The 6,642-nt window shown below is 74.6% G+C and carries 7 protein-coding genes; 3 read left to right on the forward strand and 4 right to left on the reverse strand.

Going from position 1 to position 6,642, the window contains the following annotated elements; translation table 11 throughout:
- Positions 1-755 (forward strand): GDSL-type esterase/lipase family protein (locus K6I33_RS29370; RefSeq protein ID WP_229357576.1); only part of this gene is annotated, 755 nt, incomplete at its 5' end.
- Positions 756-1,083: 328 nt separating this feature from the next.
- Here the strand turns inward: K6I33_RS29370 and K6I33_RS29375 are convergent.
- Entirely contained in the window at positions 1,084-1,866 is a 783-nt protein-coding gene (locus K6I33_RS29375) for an MgtC/SapB family protein (protein WP_229357581.1), read from the reverse strand.
- A 111-nt stretch (positions 1,867-1,977) separates the two neighbouring features.
- Here K6I33_RS29375 and K6I33_RS29380 point away from each other — a divergent pair, with 111 nt between their 5' ends.
- The gene (locus K6I33_RS29380; protein ID WP_229357577.1) at positions 1,978-3,318 is read left to right on the forward strand and encodes a pyroglutamyl peptidase; all 1,341 of its coding nucleotides are present in this window, start codon (positions 1,978-1,980) and stop codon (positions 3,316-3,318) included.
- 7 nt (positions 3,319-3,325) lie between these two features.
- Entirely contained in the window at positions 3,326-4,051 is a 726-nt protein-coding gene (locus K6I33_RS29385; RefSeq protein WP_229357578.1) for a carbon-nitrogen hydrolase family protein, read from the forward strand.
- A gap of 338 nt (positions 4,052-4,389) precedes the next feature.
- On the opposite strand, the gene K6I33_RS29390 is transcribed toward K6I33_RS29385, so the two are convergent.
- From K6I33_RS29390 to K6I33_RS29400, 3 genes are all read right to left on the reverse strand, one after another.
- Positions 4,390-5,067 carry a response regulator transcription factor gene (locus tag K6I33_RS29390; protein ID WP_229357579.1) on the reverse strand — a complete coding sequence of 226 codons (678 nt, stop codon included), beginning with the start codon at positions 5,065-5,067 and terminating at the stop codon, positions 4,390-4,392.
- The gene (locus tag K6I33_RS29395; protein ID WP_229357580.1) at positions 5,064-6,380 is read right to left on the reverse strand and encodes a sensor histidine kinase; all 1,317 of its coding nucleotides are present in this window, start codon (positions 6,378-6,380) and stop codon (positions 5,064-5,066) included. The genes K6I33_RS29390 and K6I33_RS29395 overlap by 4 nt, the downstream gene beginning before the upstream one ends.
- A 110-nt stretch (positions 6,381-6,490) precedes the next feature.
- The coding region (locus K6I33_RS29400) for an SHOCT domain-containing protein (protein WP_229357582.1) at positions 6,491-6,642 on the reverse strand (152 nt) is incomplete at its 5' end.

A 6,642-nucleotide genomic window follows, 5' to 3' on the forward strand; every position in this document is an offset into this window, starting at 1 on the left:
CCACCCGCCCGGCCTGGAACACCCGCCCCGGGTCGATCGCCTCCCTCGGCGACTCCATCACCCGCGGCTTCGACGCCTGCTCCATGCTCAAGGACTGCCCCGAGGCCTCCTGGGCCACCGGCACCTCCGTCGACAGCCTCGCCCGGCGGCTGCTCGCCTCCCCCGGGACCAGCAGCTGGAACCACGCCCGCACCGGCGCCCGGATGGCCGACCTGCCGGAGCAGATGCGCGCGGCCGTCGCCGACAGACCGCAGCTCGTGACCGTGCTCGTCGGGGCCAACGACGCCTGCCGCAAGAACGTGGACGACATGACCGCCGCGGACGACTTCCGCGCCGACTTCGAGAAGTCGCTGCGGGAGCTGCGCACCGCCCTGCCGAAGTCCCAGGTGTACGTGGCCGGGGTGCCGGACCTGCGGCGGCTGTGGGCGGAGGGGCGCAAGAGCCTGATCGGTCCGGAGATCTGGAAGCTGGGCTCGGTCTGCCCGTCGATGCTGGCCGACGCGGGCTCCGACGACGCGACCGCCGAGGCCCGTCGCGTCCGGGTCGAGCAGCGGGTCCGCGAGTACAACACCGTGCTCAAGAGCGTCTGCGAGCGCGACGGGCTGTGCCGCTACGACGGCTCGGTCCACGGCTACGGCTTCAGCGGCCAGGCGCTCAGCAAGTGGGACTGGTTCCACCCCAGCAAGCAGGGCCAGGGCGAACTGGCGGCCCTCGCCTACCGCACCGTCACCGCCGCCGAACCGCCCGCCGCGTGACGGGCGGCACGCGGCGGGCGGAGTCCTTCCGGGCGGGGGCGGGATCCGTCAGGTGACCCCGCCCCCGCCCCCCGCACGGCCCGGCCGGCCACCGGTGCGACGGGCGCGGAACCGCGGCACCGGGGCCCGTACCCTCGCCCCGGGCACCCGGTGCCGTCCGCGCCCGCGCGGTGGCGCCGGGCCGTGACCGAAGACGGGCACGGGCGACCGCGACCGGCCCGTGCCGTCTTCCGCCCCGCACGCTATCCGATGAACGAGCGCTTCTCATAAGCGAGTTCACCCGCGCGGGGACGGCCGGCCCGAATCGCCCCGTCCGTCACTCCATCCGTCATTCCGTGCTCTCGCGGTGGGCGTGGAGATCGATGTCGAGGATGCCCTCCCAGTCGGTGAGCTCCTCCACCAGTGGATGCGCCGATCCCTTGCCCTCCAGGCTCAGCACCACGCCCGCCTCCCGCACCTTGCCCCTGGGCCGTACCGTGCCCTCCTCCGGCTCTGCCCGGGCGTGGATCTGGACGTCCGTGACCTGGAAGCCGCACCGGGTGCACAGCTCCAGCACCCGGCCCAGCAGCCCCTTGCGGGTGCGGTAGGACAGGGTCAGCTCGACGTGCTCCAGCGCGGGCGCCGTGGCCAGCCTGCGGGTCACCAACGGGAAGCCGCGCACCACCAGGAAGTGCACGGCGGTCGCCACCCCGCCCAGCAGGGGCAGCCCACCGCCGCAGGCCATGCCGACGGCGCAGGTCAGCCAGATCGTGGCGGCCGTCGTCAGGCCGCGTACGGCGTCCCGGCGGACGAAGATCAGGCCACCGCCGATGAAGCCGATGCCCGAGACGATCTGCGCGGCGACCCGGGAGCCGTCGAACCGGCCCATGCCCAGGTCGGGCACCGCGGAGAAGCCGTGGATCGAGATCTCCATGAAGAGCGCGCTGCCCACGCCGACCAGTGTGTGGGTGCGCAGCCCCGCGCTCTTCTGCTGGAGCTCCCGCTCCAGCCCGATGAGCGAGGAGAGCAGCAGTGCGATGGCCAACTCGGCTAACTGGCGTGTTCCTTGACCCACGCCGGTGTCGAACAGCGGGGCAGCGGTGGCTCGTCCGGCGGATATCAGTGGAACCATGAGGAGCTGCACTGAGTTCATCTCGCCATTGTGGCCTGAAATAGTTGCTGCACGAAGGGTGTTGACCGTCCTCTATCGCTCCATGCGGTCCCGGTGATTACCTTCCGTCCCATGAGACCCCGTGATATCTCCCGGAGGCCGGTCCCGGTCCGGTCGGCCGTCCTCGGCGCCGTCCTCCTCGCCTGCTCCCCGCTCGCCCTCGCCGCCCCCGCCGGGGCCGCGCCCACCACGCCCACCGCGTCCGCGCTCACCGTGGAGGAGCAGCGGCTCTCCGGGCCCGTGCCGCAGGAGATCCTGCGCCGCAGCGGCTTCGACGACGTCGCCCCCGGCTTCGCCCGCGCCCTGGCCCGTACGCGGGGCGCCGCCGAGGCCGAGCGGCTGGCGGCCGCCGACGGCGGGCGGCTGTGGCGGCGGGCCGTGGACCGGGCCCAGGGGCGCGGCCCGGAAGGCGGCGATCTCAGCCGGGACGACGACCGGCCGCTGTACTGGGCGCGGCTGGGCATGACGCGGGCGCTGCGCGAGTGGCGGCCGGCGTTCCCGCTGCCGGAGCGGCGGCGCGCGGCCCTGGAGGCCGCCGTGGAGCGCGCCTCGCGTGGTCAGGACTCCCTCGACACACCGGTGGGCGGCGCGGTGAAGCGGGTGCTGATCACCGGCTTCGACCCGTTCCAGCTGGACTCCGACATCCGCCGCTCCAACCCCTCCGGCGCGGCCGCCCTGGCCCTGGACGGCACCGTGATCGACACCCCGGCGGGCCCGGCGCGCGTGGAGGCGGCCGTCTTCCCGGTGCGCTGGGCGGACTTCGCCGACGGCACGGTCGAACGGACCCTGCTCCCGTACTTCCGCCCCGGCCCCGTGGGGGCACCTCCCACGCCGTTCAGGCAGTGGGGGAAGGTGGACCTGTTCACCACCATCAGCCAGGGCCGCCCCGGCCGCTTCGACGTCGAGCGCACGAACGGTGCCTGGCGCGGCGGCGCCGCCGACAACCTCGGCGTCTCGCGCACGGGGACCGTACCGGTCCCGGCGGGCGTGCCGACCGTGACCCCGCAGCCGCAGTGGACGACCACGACCCTGCCGTACGCGGCGATCACGGCGGCCGCGACCGGCCCGTTCCCGGTGCGCGACAACACCTCCGTCACCGAGATACCGGCGGGCGGCACGGCTCCCGTCGACCGGCCGGACGGGCCCACGCCGGGCTCGGCCGCCCGCGCGGGCGGCGGGGGCGACTACCTCTCCAACGAGATCGCCTACCGCGCCACCCTGCTCCGCGACGCCGTGGGCCTGAAGGTTCCGGGCGGTCATCTGCACACCCCGGTGCTGAAGTTCGGCGAGGGCAACACCGATCCCGCGACCGGGCGGATCACCGACCCCGCGTTCGTCCGGGAGCGGATGGCGATCACCGCGCAGATCCGGGCCGTGCTGGCGGTGGCCGTGGGGACCACGGGCCGGTCATGATGTGCGCATGATCATCGCAGCAGCGCAGTTCACCGCCCGGCCGTGCGACGTCGCCGCCAATGCGACCCGCATGGCCGGCCTGGTCACCGAGGCGGGCGAGCGGGGCGCGGCCCTCGTCGTCTTCCCCGAACTCGCCGTCACCGGCTACGAGCTCGACGCCATCACCGGCGACCCCGGCCGGCTGACCCTGGCCCCGGACGACCCCCGGCTCGGCCCGCTGCGCGCCGCCTGCCGGGCGGCGGGCGTCGCGGCGGCGGTGAACTGCGCGGGCCGCGCCCCGGCCGGGCCGACGATCAGCACCTTCGTGTACGGCCCGGACGGGGAGCTCCTCACCCGCTACGACAAGCGCCACGTCACGGACACGGAGGCCGCCGCGGGCTTCACGGCGGGCACGGAGGACGGCCGTTTCACGCTGGACGGTGTCGCCTTCGGCCTCGTCATCTGCTTCGACGCCCACTTCCCCGACCTCGCGTGCCGGGCCGCCGCCGACGGCTGCGACGTGCTGCTGGCGAGCTCCCTCTACGGCCGGGGCGGCGGCGCCCGCGAACGGATGGAGATCTTCCCCGCCCTGGCCCGGGCCAACGGCCTCCACGTCCTCCTCGCGAACCACGTCGGGGAGGCCGGCCCCTACGACGCGTGCGGCTTGAGCGCGGTGTGGGGCCCGGACGGGGGCTTGCGGGCGGAGGGTCCGGGCGAGGAGGAAGGACTCGTCCTGTCCACGATCGCCCCGTAGGGGCGCGGGGCAGTGTCGATATGCGGCTACCGCCGCGTGGGCGCGAACGGCCCCCACCGGCCGTCAGTGGCAAATGAACCGCCGCTCGCCCCCACGATGCTCCGTGATCGGAGACCGGCACCCCCGAGGACACGGCGCCGGCACAGCCGCCGCATTGACCCGCCGCTCCGGAGGGTGGACGCACACCGAGCAGTACCAGGACGGCCGCTGGCCCGGCGTCACATCCCACCACATCGCGTTGTGGCAACGATTGCAGCGCATACCGGCATCGTCGCGCGGCCGACGCCGCCCCGTCCCGGTTTCGGCCACGCTCCCACCCGTACCGGGGAGGGGGGCGGTCAGCTCTCGCCCGGGGTCACCAGCCCGGATTCATAGGCGAAGATGACCGCCTGCGCGCGGTCCCGGAGGCTCAGCTTCGCCAGGACCCGCCCGACGTGCGTCTTGACGGTCTGCTCGGCCAGGACCAGCCGGTCCGCGATCTCCTGGTTGGACAGGCCCCGCGCGATCAGCTCCAGCACCTCCGTCTCCCGGGGCGTCAGCCCGCCGGGGCGGACCGTGCCCGGGCGGCGGCGGGGAGCCGGGCGCTTGGCGAAGTCCGCGATGAGCCGGCGGGTGACGGAGGGGGCCAGCAGCGCCTCGCCCGCCGCGACCACCCGGACCGCCGAGATCAGGTCGGCCGGCGGGGCGTCCTTGAGGAGGAAGCCGGAGGCGCCCGCGCGCAGCGCCTCGTAGACGTAGTCGTCGACGTCGAAGGTCGTCAGCATCAGCACCTTGGGCCGGTGCGTCACCCCGAGCGGCGGGTCGAGGATCTGCCGGGCCGCCTCCAGGCCGTCCATCTCCGGCATCCGGACGTCCATCAGCACCACGTCCGGGTGGGCGGAACGGCTCAGGGCCACGCCCTGCCGGCCGTCCGCCGCGTCGCCGACGACGTCGATGTCGGACTGGGCGGCCAGCAGCGCGGCGAAGCCCGCCCGCACCATGGCCTGGTCGTCGACGATGATCACCTTGATGGTCATACGGTGGGGGGTTCCTCTTCTGTGCTCAGCGGGAGCCGGGCCGCGACCCGGAAGCCGCCCTCCGGCAGGGGGCCGGTGTCGAGGGTGCCACCCACCAGCCGGACCCGCTCCCGCATCCCCACCAGACCATGGCCCGTGCCACCGGTCTCCAGCGGCGGAGTGTCCTCCTCCGGCGCCGCGTTGACGACCAGGACCGTAAGGCCCGTCCCGTCCGGGTCCGCCGCGACCGAGACCCGGGTGGCCGCGCCCGGGGCGTGCCGGACGACATTGGCCAGGGCCTCCTGCACGATGCGGTAGGCGGACAGGTCCACGGTCTGCGGCAGCGCGGGCAGTTCGGACAGCGACAGCTCCACCGGCACCCCCGCCCGCACCGTCGCCTCGACCAGCTGCGGAATCCGCTCGGCCCCCGGCTGCGGCGCCCGCTCGGACCCGCCGGGGGCACCGGCGGTGTCCTCGTTGCGCAGCACGCCCAGCAGCCGGCGCATCTCCGTCAGCGACTCCCGGGCCGTCGCCGCGATCGACGCGAACTCCTCGCGGGCCGCGTCCGGGAGGCCCTCGACGCGGTACGGGGCGCTGTCCGCCTGCACCGTGATGACGGACATGTGGTGGGCGACCACGTCGTGCAGCTCCCGGGCGATCCGGGCGCGCTCCTCCAGCAGGGTGCGGCGGGCCCGTTCGGCCTCGCTGATGGTCTCCTGCTCGGCCAGCGCCCGCTGGGTGGCGGCGCGTGCGCGCAGCAGGCCGCCGATGACGAGCAGCACTCCGCCGATGACGAACAGGGCCACCCAGGAGCCGTTGCTGCGCTCCGGGGCGACGCGCTGGAAGACGAGGCTGACCGCGCCCGTCAGCGTCCACACCGCGATCAGGGTGCGGTTGCGCTCGCGCAGGCCGACGGCGAACAGGAGCAGCAGCATGCCGATGATGGCCATCGGCGTCCACGGCCAGGGCTGGGAGGTCGGGTTCGACGGCCAGGGGTGGGCCGGGTGCAGCGGGACGCTCAACAGGACCGCCGCGCAGACCGTGTGGGCGGTGAAGGCCACCGCCCAGGCCGCCAGCGGCCGCCGCACGGCGAACAGCAGCGGCAGCACCTGGAAGAGGGCGAACACGAGCGCGAGGTCGGCGTTGAGGTGGTAGCCCTCGCCGAGGAACATGGCCGTGACCGGCAGCAGGATGGCGACGGCCACGATGGCCACGGCGTACGGCAGCCGCCGGACGAACCGGCGCGGGGAGTGGCCGAAGAGCGGGGTGGGCGGCCCGGCGGGGGTGAAGAGGTCACGCAGCCGGGCGAGCGGGATCATGGGCTTGCTGGACATGGCCCGACCAGCGTAGGTCGCGGGGCGCCGCCGGGCGTCACACCACGGTGCCGACCCCGGGGGCCGGGTCATACCGTGGTATCACGCCGCCCCGGGTCCCCCGGCCGTCCCTAGAGCTCCGCCAGCAGCTGGGCCTTCTTCGTGCTGAACTCGACGTCGGTCAGCAGCCCCGCCTCGTGGAGCTCGCCCAGGTGCCGGATGCGCTCGGCGATGCCGCCGGGGTCGGGCCGGGCGGCATCGCCGAGCGCATCCGGCACCTGGG

Origin of the sequence: Streptomyces sp. UNOB3_S3 (assembly GCF_020740895.1) — a bacterium.
Taxonomy (GTDB): domain Bacteria; phylum Actinomycetota; class Actinomycetes; order Streptomycetales; family Streptomycetaceae; genus Streptomyces.